Origin of the sequence: Streptomyces sp. NPDC086080, assembly GCF_044540255.1 — a bacterium.
Lineage (GTDB): Bacteria > Actinomycetota > Actinomycetes > Streptomycetales > Streptomycetaceae > Streptomyces.
Window position 1 is genome coordinate 1 of record NZ_JBITRU010000035.1, and the last position, 15768, is coordinate 15768.

General features: G+C 73.2%; 13 protein-coding genes. 5 read left to right on the forward strand and 8 right to left on the reverse strand.

The window, feature by feature from the left end:
• The first annotated feature begins 279 nt into the window (after positions 1-279).
• Together ACIF9R_RS31345 and ACIF9R_RS31350 are read left to right on the forward strand one after the other, a co-directional pair.
• A complete protein-coding gene (locus ACIF9R_RS31345; protein WP_399985785.1) occupies positions 280-3042 on the forward strand; it encodes a multicopper oxidase domain-containing protein in 2763 nt (920 codons plus the stop codon).
• 115 nt (positions 3043-3157) lie between these two features.
• Positions 3158-3547: a putative zinc-binding protein gene (locus tag ACIF9R_RS31350; RefSeq protein ID WP_399985786.1), complete on the forward strand. Its 390-nt coding sequence runs from the start codon at positions 3158-3160 to the stop codon at positions 3545-3547.
• On the opposite strand, the gene ACIF9R_RS31355 is transcribed toward ACIF9R_RS31350, so the two are convergent.
• From ACIF9R_RS31355 to ACIF9R_RS31390, 8 genes are all read right to left on the reverse strand, one after another.
• Positions 3544-4353 (reverse strand): helix-turn-helix transcriptional regulator, encoded by an 810-nt coding sequence (locus tag ACIF9R_RS31355; protein WP_399985787.1) that lies wholly within the window; start codon positions 4351-4353, stop codon positions 3544-3546. The two genes, ACIF9R_RS31350 and ACIF9R_RS31355, sit on opposite strands and share 4 nt — an antisense overlap.
• A 78-nt stretch (positions 4354-4431) precedes the next feature.
• Positions 4432-4806 (reverse strand): hypothetical protein, encoded by a 375-nt coding sequence (locus ACIF9R_RS31360; RefSeq protein WP_399985788.1) that lies wholly within the window; start codon positions 4804-4806, stop codon positions 4432-4434.
• Complete coding sequence (locus ACIF9R_RS31365; protein WP_399985789.1) at positions 4803-7232, reverse strand: nitric-oxide reductase large subunit; 2430 nt, start codon at positions 7230-7232, stop codon at positions 4803-4805. The genes ACIF9R_RS31360 and ACIF9R_RS31365 overlap by 4 nt, the downstream gene beginning before the upstream one ends.
• Positions 7233-7532: 300 nt before the next feature.
• Positions 7533-8366: a hypothetical protein gene (locus ACIF9R_RS31370; protein ID WP_399985790.1), complete on the reverse strand. Its 834-nt coding sequence runs from the start codon at positions 8364-8366 to the stop codon at positions 7533-7535.
• Between the two features lie 158 nt (positions 8367-8524).
• The gene (locus tag ACIF9R_RS31375) at positions 8525-9511 is read right to left on the reverse strand and encodes an N-acetylmuramoyl-L-alanine amidase (RefSeq protein ID WP_399985791.1); all 987 of its coding nucleotides are present in this window, start codon (positions 9509-9511) and stop codon (positions 8525-8527) included.
• A 9-nt stretch (positions 9512-9520) separates the two neighbouring features.
• Positions 9521-10189, reverse strand: coding sequence for a class I SAM-dependent methyltransferase (locus ACIF9R_RS31380; RefSeq protein ID WP_399985828.1), 669 nt, complete (start codon positions 10187-10189; stop codon positions 9521-9523).
• Positions 10190-10892: 703 nt separating this feature from the next.
• Complete coding sequence (locus ACIF9R_RS31385; protein WP_399985792.1) at positions 10893-11060, reverse strand: hypothetical protein; 168 nt, start codon at positions 11058-11060, stop codon at positions 10893-10895.
• Positions 11061-11157: 97 nt separating this feature from the next.
• Positions 11158-12393 (reverse strand): hypothetical protein, encoded by a 1236-nt coding sequence (locus ACIF9R_RS31390; RefSeq protein ID WP_399985793.1) that lies wholly within the window; start codon positions 12391-12393, stop codon positions 11158-11160.
• 210 nt (positions 12394-12603) lie between these two features.
• Between ACIF9R_RS31390 and ACIF9R_RS31395 the strand changes: the two genes are divergently transcribed.
• The 3 genes from ACIF9R_RS31395 to ACIF9R_RS31405 all read left to right on the forward strand — a co-directional run bounded on the left by ACIF9R_RS31395 (position 12604) and on the right by ACIF9R_RS31405 (position 15690).
• Positions 12604-13527, forward strand: a complete 924-nt coding sequence (locus ACIF9R_RS31395) for a Nif3-like dinuclear metal center hexameric protein (RefSeq protein WP_399985794.1) — start codon at positions 12604-12606, stop codon at positions 13525-13527.
• On the forward strand, positions 13524-14267 hold the full coding sequence (locus ACIF9R_RS31400) for a zinc ribbon domain-containing protein (RefSeq protein WP_399985829.1): 744 nt from the start codon (positions 13524-13526) through the stop codon (positions 14265-14267). The genes ACIF9R_RS31395 and ACIF9R_RS31400 overlap by 4 nt, the downstream gene beginning before the upstream one ends.
• Before the next feature lie 61 nt (positions 14268-14328).
• Complete coding sequence (locus ACIF9R_RS31405; protein ID WP_399985795.1) at positions 14329-15690, forward strand: bifunctional RNase H/acid phosphatase; 1362 nt, start codon at positions 14329-14331, stop codon at positions 15688-15690.
• The last annotated feature ends 78 nt before the right edge of the window (positions 15691-15768 follow it).

Consider the following 15768-nt stretch of genomic DNA (forward strand, 5'->3'; position numbering starts at 1 on the left):
TGCCGCGCCGTCTGCCTCTGAGGTGCCGTCCGGCCTTGCCGTGTCCCCCGTGCCTGCGGCACCGCCCGGTCGTGCCGCGCCGTCTGCCTCTGAGGTGCCGTCCGGCCTTGCCGTGTCCCCCGTGCCTGCGGCACCGCCCGGTCGTGCCGCGCCGTCTGCCTCTGAGGCACCGTCCGACCCCGCCGCATCCCACGCCCCTGCCGCGTCCTCCGAGCCTGCCGCTTCGTCCGCCCCCGCCGCATCCCCCGCCCCTGTCTCCGCCGACCCGAGGAACTCCCGGTGACCACGCAGCTGTCCCTGCCCACGGCGGGCGGACCCGCCCCGAAGCCGCCCGGACGATCACCGCGCGCCCTGTGGCACCTCGGTGTCAACGCCGTCGTGGTGGCCTGGCTCGCGCTGTTCGCCGTGGTCGGGAGTGCCCACCACTTCCTGCCGCACGCCGGCTGGCTGCTGGTCCACACCCTGCTCCTCGGCGCGGTCACCAACGCCGTCGTCATCTGGTCCGGCCACTTCGCCGCCTCCGTGCTCCGGCTGCCGGAGGCGAACCGGGGTGCCCCGGCGGCCCTGCGGCTGCTCTGCCTGAACGCCGGAGCCATCGGCGTGATCAGCGGCATGTTCTTCGACCGGTGGCCCGTCGTCCTCGTCGGCGGCAGCCTGGTCGCCGCCGCCGTCACCGCCCACGCCGTATGGCTGGTCCGGCTGATGCGCCGGGCGCTGCCCGGCCGGTTCACCATGACGGTGCGCTACTACACGGCCGCCGCCGCCCTGCTGCCGGTGGGCGCCGCGCTGGGCGTCGTCATGGCCCGCGGCAGTCTCGGCGGCGACCTCCCCGACCGGCTGCTGATCGCGCACGAGCTGATCAACCTGCTCGGCTGGGTCGGCCTCACCGTGGCCGGAACGCTGATCACCCTGTGGCCCACGATGCTGCGCACGCGGGTCGCGGACGGCGCCGAACGGGCCGGGCGCACCGCCCTGCCCGTCCTGCTCGCCGGGCTCGGCGCGGCCGTCGCCGCCGCGCTGCTCGGCCCCCCGCCGCTGGCCGCTCCCGGTGTGGCCGCCTACGCCGCCGGGCTCGTGATCGCGGGCATCCCGTGGGTGCGCGAGGCCCGGGCGAAGGCGCCCCGCTCCTTCGCCGCCTGGTCGGTCGCCGCGGGCAGCCTCTGGCTGGCCGGCTCCCTGCTGGTCCTGGCCGGCATCCTGCTCTCCACCACCTCCTGGATCACGGTGGCCGAGCGCACGTCCCTGCTGACCGCGCCGCTCGCGGCGGGCTGGATCGCCCAAGTGCTGCTCGGCGCCCTCAGCTTCCTCGTCCCCGTGGTCCTGGGCGGCGGCCCCACGGCCGTACGCGCCGCCACCGCCGGACTCGAACGGGCCTGGCCCGCCCGGCTGACCATCACCAACACCGCGCTGCTGCTCTGCGTCCTGCCGGTGCCGTCCATGGTCCGGGTGATCTGCTCCGTGCTGCTGCTGGTCATGCTGCTGCACTTCCTCGTTCTGCTGATCCTCACGGTCGTACGGGGCCTGCGCAGCCGCCGGGACGGGGCGGCGGCCGCACCGGCACCCGCCGAGGCGCCCGCGGCCCCCCACCGTGTGCTCGGCGGCGTGGCCGTCGGGCTCGCGGTCGTGCTGCTGGCCGTCGCGGGGGGCGGCGCGGCGGACGTACAGTCGCTGCCGATCCTGGAGCGGTCCGCCGCGACGAGCGCGGACGGCGGAGGCGAGGTGACGGCGACCGGCCGCACCACGACCGTCGACGTGACGATCCGTGACATGCGCTTCTCCCCGGCCTCCGTCGAGGTGCCCGCGGGCGACCGCCTGGTGGTCCGGCTCCACAACACCGGCACCGACACCCACGACCTGGTCCTGGAGACCGGTGCCCGCACCGACCGGCTCGCCCCCGGGAAGCGGGCGACCCTGGACGCGGGAGTCGTCGGCCGGAACCTGGACGGCTGGTGCTCGGTGGTCGGGCACCGCCAGATGGGCATGGTCTTCGCGGTGAAGGTCACCGGAGACGGCGCGACCGCCCAGGAGGACGAGGCCGGGAAGGACGGCGGGGCCGCGCACGACCACGGCACCGCGCACGACGAGGGCGGAACGGCGTCAGAGGACGACAGCGGATCCGACGCGGACGCCGCCGACGCGGACGCCGCCGACGCGGCCGACGCCTTCGACCCGATGGCCGAACCGTCCGAGGGCTTCACCGCCCGCGACGCCGCACTGCCGCCCACGACCGACGCCTCCGGCCCCCGGCTGCACAAGCGCACCCTCACCGTGCAGGAAGCGGAGGCCGAAGTGGCCCCCGGCGTACGCCAGACGCTGTGGACCTTCGGCGGGACGGCACCCGGACCCGTCCTGCGCGGACGTGTCGGTGACACCTTCGAGATCACCCTCGTCAACGACGGGACCCTCGGCCACTCCATCGACTTCCACGCCGGAGCCCTGGCCCCGGACCGGCCGATGCGCACCATCCAGCCCGGCGAGTCGCTGACGTACCGGTTCAAGGCCACCCGCAGCGGGGTGTGGATGTACCACTGCTCGACCATGCCGATGTCCCTGCACATCGCCAACGGCATGTTCGGCGCCGTGGTCATCGACCCGCCGAACCTGCCGCGGGTGGACCACGAGTACCTGCTGGTCCAGTCGGAGTTCTACCTCGGCAAGCAGAACGGGACGGCCGACGCCGGCAAGGTGAACGCCCAGGAGCACGACATGGTCGCCTTCAACGGGTACGCCAACCAGTACGACCACGACCCGCTGACCGCGAAGGTCGACGAGCGGGTACGGATCTGGGTGCTGACGGCGGGCCCGAACGTGCCCAGTGCCTTCCATGTCGTGGGCGGGCAGTTCGACACGGTGTTCCGTGAGGGCGCGTACGACTTGAAGCCGGGCGGTCCGGAGCAAGGCGGCGCACAGGTCCTCGATCTCGCCCCCGCGTCCGGCGGATTCGTCGAGCTGACCCTGCCCGAGGCCGGGAACTACCCGTTCGTCACCCACATCATGAGCGACGCGGAACGCGGTGCGCACGGCGTACTGCGCGTGCGCTGAACGGGGCCGAACGGCCCTGCCCGTGCCCCGACGGACCCATGGGCCCGTCGGGGCACCGGACCTAGGCTGGCGGAGAAGCGCACCGCGCGATCCCGCCGTTGTGAGTGAGGCCCCTGTGAACCGCCGCCGTGATCTGCCGCTCGTCTACTCCTGCTCGGGTTGTTCGAGCGCGGCCCAGATGACCAACTGGATCGCGATCCAGCTCGACCGGCGCGGCATCGCCGAGATGTCGTGCATCGCCGGTGTCGGCGGGGACGTACCGAGCCTGGTCCGCAAGGCGCGCAGCGACCGGCCGGTCGTCGCCATCGACGGATGCGTGCTGCAGTGCGCCCGCAACTGCCTCGCCCGGCACGGTGTGACGCCCGCCGTGCACCATCTCCTCAGCGACGACGGTGTGCGCAAGCGGCTGGGGGAGGACTTCGACCCGGAGCAGGCGGAGCAGGTCCTCGACGGACTGATCGCCCGGATCACCGAGGAGACGAAGGCGACGCCGAAAGGGGCCTAGGGAGCGGTATCCGTGCGTCGCAGGGTCGCCACGCACAGGTGGGGCGTGACGAAGGGCTCCAGGCTCGCCGCGGCGAGCGGGGCCCGAAGCGTTTCCACCGTGCCCCGCATCAGACCCAGGTGGATCGCGCAGACGATGTCCGGGCGACGCTGGGCCACCTCGCGGAACGGGCAGTGGTGCAGGCGCAGCACCCGGTCGGTGCCGCCCTCGGGGCCCGTCTCCGCCCCCAGGACCACTCCCGGGCCGGCCCCGGTGGCCGCTTCCGGGCCCGCCTCCGGACGGGCGTCGTCCGCCCCCGCTGCCGGCTTCGTGCTCTGCGCCGTCTCGGGCTCCGTCACGAAGCCCATGTCCTCCAGGGTCGCCACCAGCCGGCGTTCCCCCTCCTCCGCGCCGATGCGCTCGGTGGGGGCCGGGGCGTCGGTCAGATAGGCGCCCCACGAGTGACCGGCCCGCGTCGCGGCGGCCACCGGATCCTCCACCGAGGAGGAGACGACCCCGAGAAGGATGTCGGAGAGCAGCCGGAAGCTGCGGGAGCCGTCCGGCCCGTCGGAGGCGGCCGCCGAGTAGACCACCTTCGGCCGTCCCGGCTCGTCCCGCGGCGCGGTGCCGCGCACCGCCTGGCCGTCGGTGACGAGCGCGTCCAGGTGGAAGCGGGCGGTGTTGAGATGAATGCCGGCGTGGTCGGCGATGTCCGCCACGCTCACCGGGCCGTCCGCCTCGCGCAACATCTGCAGGACGGCGGCTCGCCGTCCCCGCTGTGCCGGAGCGCCGGTCCCGGGATCGGTGAGCTGTCGTCTTGGTGCCATGCGTGGATGATACAACCGTAGGGGTTAGAAACAGGAGAATCTGTTTCTAACCCCTACGGGCTGTCGGCCGCTCTCGGGTCACTCCGGCGGTGCGACCTCGGTGCGGTACAGCCGGCGCCCCAGCAGGGCGAGGAGCAGGCAGTGCGGCACGGACACCGCGAGCAGGAGCGCGAGGTCCGCCGGGGCGTGGTGGCGGACCGCCTCCGCGCACGCCAGCACGATCGCGACGACGGAGACGAACAGCGACACGGCCCGGTGGAAGCGGTGCACCTCCGAGTGCGGCCAGGCGTCCCGGCGCACCGGTTCCGGAGCCTCCCTGACCGCCCGGTGGTACCCGGCGAAGATACGGGACTCCCAGGCGCCCGTGCTCTGCCGGCCGTAGACGTCCAGGCCGATGCCGACCAACAGGAGCACCGTCATGTACCCGGCGACGAGCACGGCCTCGCCGCTCATGTCGTCACCCCCTCACCGGCCAGGTCCTCGTCCTCGTCCCTGTTCTCGTCCCGGCGCCGCCCCTCGGTCCCGGTCTCGACCCCGGTCCCGGTCTCGACCCCGGCGTCGTGCGCCGGGTTGTCGGACTTCACCATGCCCGGGCCCACCTCGGTGAACAGCAGGCTCAGTTCGGCGTCGCCCGGCTGCCGGGTCCGGCCGACGCGGTGGCGTACGCCCAGCCAGGTCATCCACAGCACCGGCAGCACACCGCCGACGATGAACACCACGTCCCCGGGCAGCCGCAGCCATTCCAGGAACACGTTGGTGTCACCCTGGAGGTAACCGAGGCTGCGGGCGTCCGCGTAGCCGCTCTCCACCACCTTGTACAACTGGAGGGCGCCGCTCGGCAGCAGGGTGGCGAACGACATCCACGCCAGACCGAGGTTGAGCGACCAGAACGCCATCCGGGGCCAGCGGTCCGACCACTTGTTCTCGGGGATGAGGTAGCGCAGCGCGAACACCGCGAACCCGACCGCGAGCATGCCGTAGACGCCCATCATCGCGGCGTGCGCGTGGTTGGCCGTCAGGCCCGTGCCCATCTCGTAGTAGGAGACGATGGGCAGGTTGACCAGGAAACCGAACACACCGGCCCCCAGGAAGTTCCAGAAACCGACCGCGGCCAGGAACATGACCGCCCACCGGTGCGGGAACGGTGTGTCCGACGGGCTGTGGCGGCGGGCGCCGATCTGCAGGAAGCTCCATGCCTCGACGGTGAGGAAGAGCAGGGGCACCACTTCCAGTGCGGAGAACGTCGCGCCGAGCGCCAGGTGCTCGGCGGGCTCACCCGAGAAGTACAGGTGGTGCATGGTGCCGATCACGCCGCCCGCGCCGTACAGCACGATGTCGAGGAAGATGACGGCCAGCGCCACCCGCTCCCGGACGACGCCCAGCAGGACGAAGAGATAGGCGACCGTCGCGGTGGTGAACAGCTCCATGAAGTCCTCGACCCACAGGTGCACCACGATGAAGCGCCAGAAGTCGGCGGCGGTGAACTGCGTGTCGGGGGTGGCCAGCAGGCCGACGGCGTAGAACGCGGGCAGGGCGAGCGCGGCCAGGAAGAACAGCCACGGCATGTTCGCGACGCTCTCGCCCCGGAGCCGGCGGCGCAGCCCGCGGAAGAGGATCACGACCCAGATCACCATGCCGATGGTCAGCAGGGTCTGCCACACCCGGCCCAGGTCCAGGTACTCCCAGCCCTGGTTGCCCAGCAGGGCCCACAGGTCGCCGAGCCAGCCGCGCTGACCGGCCAGTTCGCCCAGCAGGCTGCCGACGACCACGACGACCAGCGCGCCGAGCAGGATCCGGGTCAGCAGAGCCTGCCTGCGGGGCTCCCAGCCGCGGGAGATCAGCGGGGCGATGAAGATGCCGATGGCCAGGAACGAGGTGACCACCCAGAAGATCGACAGCTGGGTGTGCCAGGTGCGGACCAGGTTGTAGGGCAGCCAGCGGTCGAGCGGGATGCCGAAGAAGCTCTGCAGGTCGGCCCGGTAGTGCTGGGCGGCGGAACCGAGCAGCACCTGGGCCAGGAACAGGCCGGCCATGGTGAAGAAGAACCATGCCGTGGCGCGCTGCGCGGGGGTGAGTTGGACGCGGTCGGGTGAGTGGAAGCGCAGCTCCCGGTGGTCGCGGTGGTGCCAGCCGAGGAAGTTCCAGCGCCCGAACGCGGCGAACAGCGCGCCGGTCCCCACGAGGAGGAAGATCAGCGACAGCACGCTCCAGGTCACGGTGTGCCCGGTCGGCTCGTTGGCGACCAGCGGCTCGGAGGGCCAGTTGTTGGTGTACGAGTAGTCGTGGCCGGGGCGTTCGGCCGCGGCCGTCCACGCGGTCCAGGCGAAGTAGGCCGTGACGTCGTGGACCTCACCCGGGTCGGTGATCGCGTCCGGCTTGAGGCCCTGCTTGCCGTCGGGGCTGCCGAGCAGGCCGGCGTAGTGCTTCGTCAGCTCGGCGAAGGCGTCGGCCTGCGCGTCGCTCCACACCAGGGCCCCGGTGGCCTCGTCGTAGCGGTTGACGCGGTAGTCGTCGACCGTGCGGTCGTGGGCGTCCGCCGAGTCGGCGCCGCCGTAGGACTCGCGCACCATCGTGGCGCTGCGGTTGAGGTAGTCGGCCGTGAAGTCGGGGCCCAGATAGGCGCCGTGGCCGTAGATCGATCCGTACTGCATGAGGCCGGTGCGCAGGAACACCCGCTGTCCCTCGCGGACGTCCTCTCCGGTGAAGACGACCTCGCCGGAGGAGGTGACCGTGCGCTCGGGGATGGGGGGCTGGGCCTGGTAGGTCCGGATCGCCAGGAAACCGAGGACGAAGAACCCGCCGAGCGTGACGAGGATCGCCGCCTGGACCCAGCCGCGGGCGATCATCCGCGGCCGCTTGTTCCCGGGCGGCCCGCTCACGGCCGGCCCGCCGCCCCGCACGGCCCTGCCCTCCGGAACTCCGCTCTCCGGATCCCCGCCCCCGCCCCGCGATGGGGGCGCTGACGCTCCGCCTGTCGGTGCTGCTCCCATGTGGCATGCCCTTCTCGACGTGGGGCGCCCCAGGGGAGGACGCCCTGTCCTGCCGGAAGAGTAGTACCAATGGAATTCGTATTAACAGGCGGGTTCGTTTAAATCAGTCACCCCTCCGCGGCCCCGTGACACGGCAACGGCCCCCCGCCCGCGAGGGCGAGGGGCCGTGACGAGGAAGGGCCGGGAGGATCAGCCGCGCTGGATGCCCGACGTGTCCTGCAGAACGCCACGACGGCCGTCCTGCGTCTGCGCGACGAGCGCCTGGCCGCGCTGCTCGACCGCCAGGTACCAGGTACCCGGGGCCAGTTCGGCGATGGGAGTGGGCGAGCCGTCCTCCGGGAACAGCGGCCGGGGCACCGGCACGGCGAACCAGAACGGCGAGAAGTCCCCGGCGGGCGCCGGAGCGGCGGGCCCGGCCGGCTGCGGCTGGCCCGGGAAGGGCTGCTGACCGGGCTGGCCCTGCTGCGGCTGACCACCGAAGGAGGCCTGCTGCGCACCCGCACCCGGGTAGCCGTAACCACCGGGCGGCTGACCGCCGTAGGGCTGCGGGGCGCTGGGACCGGCGGCCGGGAGGAGGGAGCCCTTGAGGGCGGGGACCAGCGGGGTGGCGACGGCCGCCGCCGCCATGACCAGGGTGGCGATGAGGGCCAGGATCAGGCCGGTGCCGGGGTCGGCTCCCTCGCCCCCGCCGCCGAAGTTGTCGGCGCCGCCGGCCACGTCGAAGATGTTGCCCAGCGCGCTCCACGCGGCGAACACCGTGAAGGCGACGCCGAACTGGCCGAGGTCGAGACCCGCGACCTTCGGCGCCTGCGGCAGGCCACGGGTGACGACGACGAGCGCCGCGCCGATGAACCCCGCCAGTACGACACCGAGCAGCACCGGCCCGCTCGACCACAGGCTGGGAAGGTCGAGGCTGTCCCGCACGCCGTCGATGGAGTAGAGGTCGAGGAACGACGCGATGAACAGCAATACCGCTGCTCCGATCACCACGCCGTCGCCTCGAGTGAGGGAGCGGATATTCACTTCAGGTCCTTCGTAGGTCGTCTCGTCGTCGGAAGAGGCGTCGCTGTCACCATGTCGCCCGAAGGGTCCGGTGCGAAGCGCGGGGGTGGCCCCTCATCGTGCCGACGACACTATCGTCCGCACGATCCGGCTGTCCGCCCGGATCACTGCGCTGATCCCTACCCGCGCAGGAAACTCACGACTCCGTCGGAAATCCCTTGCGCCGCTTTCTGCCGCCAGGCACCGCTGGTCAGCAGTGCCGCGTCCTTGCTATCGCGCATATTGCCGCACTCGATGAACACCTTGGGAACCGTTGACAGATTGAGACCGCCCAGGTCCTTACGCGTGACGAGTCCGGTGCCGTCGCCGGTGTAGTTGGAGGGCGCGCTGCCGGTGACGCGGACGAAGTTGCCCGCGATGCGCTCGCCGAGGTCGCGTGAGGGCCCGACGATGGCGCGGGTGTCGGCGGCACCGGCGTTCACGGCGCCCGGGAGGATCACATGGAAGCCGCGGTTCCCGGTGCCGGAGCCGTCCGCGTGGAGCGAGACGACCGCGTCCGCCTTCGCCTTGTTGCCGATCCGGGCCCGCTCGTCCACGCACGGCCCGAACGGCCGGTCGGCGTCCTGCGTCAGCTTCACCGTGGCGCCCTGCGCTTGGAGGAGCGTGCGCATCCGGTGGGCGACATCGAGGGTGAACCTGGCCTCGGCGTAACCGTCGTTGGTGGTGGTGCCGGTGGTGTCGCACGCCTTGCTGTTCGTCCCGATGTCCACCTGGCGGTTGATCTCGTCGGCGTGCCGGAAGTTGCCCGGGTTGTGCCCCGGGTCGATGACGACGACCTTGCCCTTGAGCGGGCCGGACGCGGCGGGGGCGGAGGCCGAGGGGGAGTTCGTGGTGGCGGAGGCGCCGGGCTTCGTGTCCCCGGAACCGGAACCGGAACCGGCGGGCGGTGACGCGCTCCCGTCGGAGGGCGCCGGTGTGCGCGACGCGGCGGACGCGGACGCCGAGGTGTTTCCCGAGCCTTCGTCGTCCTTCGAGCCGCCCACGGCCGCGTACACCGCCCATCCCAGCAGTCCTCCGGAGACGAGCGCGGCGAGCGCCACGGTCAGCGGGCCGCGCCGCGACCGCCGGGGCTGGGGAGGTTCGAAACCGGGACCTGTGTACGACACGCAGCCACCCTAACGGTGCGGGGCCTCCGCGCCCGTACGCCGCAGGACACGCAGCGAACCGGTGGCCGAGACCTCCGTGAACGCGCCGGACGCGAGGGCGCGGAGATAGACGCGGTAGGGGGCCTGCCCGGTGAACTCGTCGGCCGGGTCGGGGAAGACGTCGTGAATGACGAGGAGACCGCCCTCGGCGAGGTGCGGCGCCCAGCCCTCGTAGTCGGCGGTGGCGTGTGCGTCGGTGTGGCCGCCGTCGATGAAGACGAAGGCGAGTGGGGAGCCCCACAGGGCGGCGATCTGCGGGGAGCGGCCGACCAGGGCGACCACGTGGTCCTCCAGGCCCGCCCGGTGCAGGGTGCGGCGGAAGGTGGGGAGGGTGTCCATCAGGCCCAGTTCGGGGTCGACGGTCTCCGGGTCGTGGTAGTCCCAGCCGGGCTGCTGCTCCTCGCTGCCCCGGTGGTGGTCCACGGTGAGCGCGGTGACACCGGCCGCGCGTGCCGCGCCGGCGAGCAGGATCGTGGAGCGCCCGCAGTAGGTGCCGACCTCCAGCAGCGGCAGTCCCAGCCGGCCGGCCTCGGCCGCCGCCGCGTACAGGGCCAGGCCCTCGTCCACGGGCATGAATCCCTTGGCCGCCTCGAACGCCGCCAGGATTCCGGGCTCGGGTGCCATCGACTCGGGTGCCATCGACAGGGGGCTCGCCTCTCCCGAGGCCGTACGTGTGTCCACGGGAGCCATGCTGCCGTACCCGGCGCGCGGCCGGGCGACAGGGGTCGGGTCGGCGGGTGGGCAGGGCGCCGGTCCGATGCCGCCGGCACCGCCGCCCGCATGCCCTGACCGCCGGGCGCGGCCGGGTTTGTCGGCCAGGCCTCGCTCGCCCGGTGTGGCGGGTCCGGCCGCCGTGGAGCGTCCGGTCGGCCAGGCGCGGCCGGCCCCGTGCCACCCGCGTCCGCTCCCGCACCACCCGGTTCGCCGGGGTCGTGCACCCGGGCGGGACACCGCGCGTCCGGATGCGGTGTGGGGCGGCGCGGTGGCGGCAGCGGTGAGCGCGGTCGACCGGGGAGCGGCTCCCGCACTCGCGGACACCCACTGTCCGCCACTCCTGCCCCGATTGGATGACGAACGGCCCTCGGGCCGGTGAGCGACGTGACGGTGAGTTGCCTTTCGGGCCCGGTGCGAGTTGACGGTGAGTGGCTCCTCGGGCCGGTGAGCGACGTGACGGTGAGTTGCCTTTCGGGCCCGGTGCGAGTTGACGGTGAGCGGCCCCTCGGGCCGATGGACGACGAGACGGCGAATGGCGGCCCCGGCCGGTGAACGACGAACGGCCCCGCCCGTCGGTGTGCGACGGGCGGGGCCGGGCCGGACCGTGACGGTCCCGCCTGACGGATCCTCAGGCGGCCGACTCCGCGTGTTCGTTCTCCGGTGCCGGCCTGCGGTGACGGCCGCGCGGGGACGCCTCGGGCTCCTGCATGGAGACCGGCCCCCGGTGCCTGCCGTGTCCGGCAGTGGCCTGTCCGTCCTCAGTGGATTGCGCCTGGTGCGTGATGACGTCGTTCATCAGAAGGAATTCACCCCGTAAACATGATCTTTCCTGCAGCCGGGCGAGTCTAACCGGCCCACCACACCCCGAATCCAGGCGGCCACGCCGACCGCCACTAGTTCGTTACAAGCCGCCCCAGAGGCGCCTGTTGCAGGGGGACGGGCCGGGCTGCGGAGAGGGCTTCGCAGAAGCCGTACGCCACCGGAGCCGCAGCAGACGGGAGTTGAATAGGACACGCCTCCGACTCGTCGTGCCCCGCGGGCGGTTCACCGGGCACCTCCGGGAGGTCACCCGCCGCCGGACGGACCTCCAGCCCCTCCGGCCGTCGTTCCTGCTCCGGCATCCGCAGGACCGCCACCCCGCACGGCACCGACCGGGTGGCATACGGCAACCGCAGTGCCCCGTCCGCCGTCCACAGCCCGGCCCCGACCAACCACCCCGCCGGGGCGGGGACATGGCGCACCGTGCGCTCCGCGGGCCGCCACACCCCGACCCAGCTGCCGGCCGCGCCGTCGATGCGCAGCGCCACCGCGCACCCCTCCGGTGTCAGCATCTGTCCCGGCTGGATCGCGAACGGCGTCACCGTGCGGTCCGGCAGCCGCAGGCACTCCGGGAAGCGCACCGGCAGTGTGCTGCCCAGCACCCCCCAGCCGATCCGGTTCCGCCCCGGGGAGGGCGCGTCCGAGCGGATCAGCAGCAGACCGCTGTCCGGGTCGGCGAGCAGGACCCGGTCGTCGCTCTCGTCGGTGATCTGCAGCAGCGGCGACATCTCGCCGCCGCGCCCCAGGTCCACCACGACCGCCTTGGTGCGCCCGCCGCTCTCCCGGTCCAGGGCCAGCATCCGCCCGTCCCGGTCCAGCCACACCCCGCCCGAGCAGCGGCCGGGGACCTCCGCGACCCGCTCCGGCCCGCGTGCTCCGCCCACGACCAGCCACACCGCCGTCGCCTCCGGGCCCGCGGCGAGGGCGTACGCCCGCTCCCCGTCCGGCGCGGGCGGCAGCAGCCGCAGCCGGGTGTCCTCCGGGCACCCGACCCCGCCCAGCGGCAGTTCGCCGGTGCCGGGACCTGCCGGGTACAGCAGGGAGAAGGCGTGCCGGCCCTCCACCAGCCGGTGGATGAGGACCCGGCCGTCGGCGAGCGGCTGCACCTCCGTGCCGGGTTCCTCGGGCTGGTTGCCGGGCAGCGGCACCGCGTAGGGCTCGGGGCCGTCCAGGGTCCAGCGCTCCGGGAAGAAGGAGTCGCCGGCGAGAGCCAGGCGCGCGGCATAGCCCCCGTCCGCGCTGATGGCGCAGCCCGCCCGGCCGGCTCCGTCCTCGTGTCCCGTCGCAGGTTCGATGGCACAGACCGTCATCGTCGGTCACCTCCGGTGACGAACGGTAGTTTTCCGCCCGCGCGGACGGTGGACGGCCGGGGTCCGCTTCACACATAAGGGTGCTCCAGGAACGATTCGCCTGAGGAGGCCGAGGGCTTGTGCTCCATGCGGCAGACGCGGCGGCGGCCGGCCCCTTCGCGGGAGCGGAGCCGGTACGGGGCCAGGGGCAGGCCAGGTAGCCTTGGCGGCGTGCCCCGTCTGTCAGAAGTCATCGCCGCGCTGGAGAACCTGTGGCCCGCCGAGCGGGCCGAGTCCTGGGACGCGGTCGGCACCGTCGTGGGCGAGCCCGACCAGCGGGTCGCCCGGGTCCTGTTCGCCGTCGATCCGGTCCAGGAGATCGTCGACGAGGCGGTGGGACTGGGCGCGGACCTGCTCGTCACCCACCACCCGCTCTATCTGCGCGGCACGACCACGGTGGCGGCTTCCACCTTCAAGGGCCGCGTGGTGCACACCCTCATCAAGAACGACATCGCGCTGCACGTCGCCCACACCAACGCCGACACCGCCGACCCGGGTGTCTCCGACGCCCTCGCCGGCGCCCTGGACCTCCGGGTCGTACGGCCCCTCGTGCCGGACCCGACCGACCCGGACGGCCGTCGTGGTCTGGGCCGGGTGTGCGAACCGCTCCATCCGATGACCGTCCGCGACCTCGCCGCCCGCGCCGCCGAACGGCTTCCCGTCACCGCGCAGGGCATCCGCGTCGCCGGCGACCCCGACGCGCCGGTCCGTACGGTCGCCGTCAGCGGCGGATCCGGCGACAGCCTCTTCGACCACGTCCGGGCCGTCGGCGTGGACGCCTTCCTCACCGCGGACCTCCGCCACCACCCGGCCTCGGAGTTCATGGCGACGGCGGCCCGCGACGCCGGCCCTCTCGCGCTGCTCGACGCGGCGCACTGGGCCACCGAGTGGCCCTGGTGCGAGCTGGCCGCGGCGCAGCTCGACGAGATCTCCGACCGCCATGGATGGGACCTCCGGGTCCATGTCTCGAAGACGGTCACCGACCCCTGGACCGCCCACGCGGCGTCGTCCGCCCGCCCGTCGCCCACCGGCGCCCTTCCCGGGAGCGCCGTGCGCGCCCCTTCCGATTCCGACACATCTGGAGCCCCCAACTGAACGCCGAGCCCGCCGACCAGATCCGACTCCTCGACGTCCAGGACCTCGACGTCCGGCTCCAGCAGCTCGCCCACCGGCGCAGGTCGCTTCCCGAGCACGGTGAGATCGAGTCGCTGAACCGGGACCTCACCCAGCTGCGCGACCTGCTCGTCGCCGCGCAGACCGAGGAGAGCGACTGCGCCCGCGAGCAGACCAAGGCCGAGCAGGACGTCGACCAGGTGCGCCAGCGCGCCGTCCGCGACCAGAAGCGCCTCGACTCCGGGGCCGTCTCCTCGCCCAAGGACCTGGAGAACCTCCAGCGCGAGATCGCCTCCCTCGCCAAGCGGCAGGGCGACCTCGAGGACGTCGTCCTGGAGGTCATGGAGCGCCGCGAGTCCGCGCAGGAGCGGGTCACCGAGCTGACCGAGCGGGTCGGCTCCGTGCAGGGGAAGATCGACGACGCGACCGTGCGCAGGGACACCGCCGTCGAGGAGATCGACGCGGAGGTGGCCTCCGCGACGAAGGAGCGCGAGGTCATCGCGGGTTCCGTACCCGCCCCGCTGCTGAGCCTGTACGACAAACTGCGCGCGCAGCAGGGCGGTGTCGGCGCGGCGAAGCTGTACGCCCGTACCTGCCAGGGCTGCCGCCAGGAGCTCGCCATCACCGAGCTGAACGAGATCCGCTCCGCGGCCCCCGACACGGTGGTGCGCTGCGAGAACTGCCGCCGCATCCTGGTGCGTACGTCCGAGTCGGGGCTGTAGGGGCTGTAGGGGCGGGAGCGGTGGTCGGGCGGTAACGGCAGTAGAGGCAGGGCATTCAGCGATGCGGGAGTTCATCGTCGAGGCGGACGGCGGGTCGCGGGGCAACCCGGGGCCCGCGGGCTACGGGGCCGTGGTGAGCGACGCGGCGACGGGGGAGACCCTGGCGGAGGCGGCCGAGTACCTCGGTGTCGCCACCAACAACGTCGCCGAGTACCGGGGCCTGCTGGCCGGCCTGAGCGCCGCCCGCGCGCTGGACCCTCAGGCGCGGGTCCGGGTCCGGATGGACTCCAAGCTCGTCGTGGAGCAGATGACGGGGCGCTGGAAGATCAAGCATCCGGCGATGAAGCCGCTGGCGGCGGAGGCGGCGCGGGTCTTCCCGGCGGAGCGGGTCACGTACGAGTGGATCCCCCGCGAGCGGAACAAGCACGCCGACCGCCTGGCCAATGAGGCGATGGACGCGGGCGAGCGGGGCGGGACCTGGTCCCCCGCGGCCTCCCGTGCCGACCTGGACACGCCGCCCGCCCACCCCGTCGTCCCGGCGGCCGACGCGGCAGCGGAAGCCGACCGGGTCCGCGTGGCACCGGCCCCGGCGTCCGGGGCCCCCGCCGCGGACCGTTCGAAGACCGAGACGGACGCGCGGCCCGCGCGGGCGGCTGGTGCCGGGCCCGGGGGTGCCGGCACCCCACGGTCCGGGTCCCGTGCCGGGGCCGGGGCGGATCTGCGGGCCGCGCAGACCGTTGCCACCTCCGCCCCCACCCCCACCACCACCCCCTCCTCCGGGTGGGCACCTGCCGACATGGGGGCGCCGGCCACCTTCGTGCTGCTGCGGCACGGGGAGACGCCGCTGACTCCGCAGAAGCGTTTCTCGGGCAGCGGCGGCAGCGATCCCTCCCTCTCCGGCATCGGGCGGGAGCAGGCCGAGAAGGTCGCCGACGCACTCGCCCGGCGCGGCACCGTCCAGGCGGTCGTCACCTCCCCGCTCGCCCGTGCCCGCGAGACCGCGGACATCGTCGCCGCCCGCCTCGGGCTCGAGGTGGGCGTCGAGGACGGGTTGCGCGAGACGGACTTCGGGGCCTGGGAGGGCCTCACCTTCGGTGAGGTCCGTGAGCGCCACCCCGACGACCTGAACGCCTGGCTGTCCTCCCCGGACGCCGAACCCACCGGCGGCGGCGAGAGCTTCGCGGCCACCGCGGCCCGGGTCGCCGCGGCCCGGGACAAGCTGATCCCCGCGTACGCCGGCCGCACGGTCCTGCTCGTCACCCACGTGACACCGATCAAGATGTTCGTACGGCTGGCCCTGGGCGCCCCGCCCGAGGCACTGTTCCGGATGGAACTGTCGGCCGCCTCACTCTCCGCCGTGGCGTACTACGCCGACGGCAACGCCAGCGTCCGCCTGTTCAACGACACCTCACACCTGCGCTGAGGCCCGTCCGGGGGAGCGAGGCCGGTGCCGGCGATCACGCCGGCCCCATGCCCCGGCGTGATCCGACGAACGAGCCCC